The organism is Bowmanella dokdonensis, assembly GCF_017254865.1.
In the GTDB taxonomy this organism is placed as follows: domain Bacteria; phylum Pseudomonadota; class Gammaproteobacteria; order Enterobacterales; family Alteromonadaceae; genus Bowmanella; species Bowmanella dokdonensis.
In genome coordinates this window covers 1-482 of record NZ_JAFKCV010000082.1, presented here as the reverse complement: position 1 = coordinate 482, position 482 = coordinate 1, and the positions used below count along the sequence as shown (strand labels likewise).

The following is a 482-nucleotide window of genomic DNA, read 5'->3' as shown; positions in this document are numbered from 1 at the left end:
ATCCTGTTCTGGACATGTCCTCAGCAGTAATCAGCAGTACTGGCTGAGCGGTTTCCATATCAGTACGTTTAATTCTAGAACCCGTCACGGAAATCTTTTCTACCACTGCGCCTTCTTCTTGCGCAGCAACTTGGAATCCAAGCAATGTGGTAGATACGGCACCAAGGGTAAGAGCGAGCTTTACCGACTTGGCTAAAGAATGCCTCTGCATGTCTGTCTCCTGTCTATTTCTTATTTTAGCGATTCAATTCGCAATCTTATTGTTGGGCTGACCCCTAAACTACGTTAGGGAGTTCGCACATTGACAAACAGTAATGAGACATGAACTGGCTTTTTTTTATGATGAACATCGTATTTTTAGGGATGAATGACTTTGGCTATTTGTTAAAAATTGTTATCAATAATGGCTCTATATTGTAAGTCAGTCTTGCAAGTGTTAGTTTGCGCTCTTGAAATCTGAGTGATTTTTGCGCGAGCTGAAT

Annotated in this window: 1 protein-coding gene; it reads right to left on the bottom strand. The window is 41.5% G+C overall.

Annotated elements, in window-relative coordinates:
• The coding region (locus J0A66_RS21640; RefSeq protein ID WP_206575928.1) for a hypothetical protein at positions 1 to 211 on the bottom strand (211 nt) is incomplete at its 3' end.
• Positions 212 to 482: the final 271 nt, after the last annotated feature.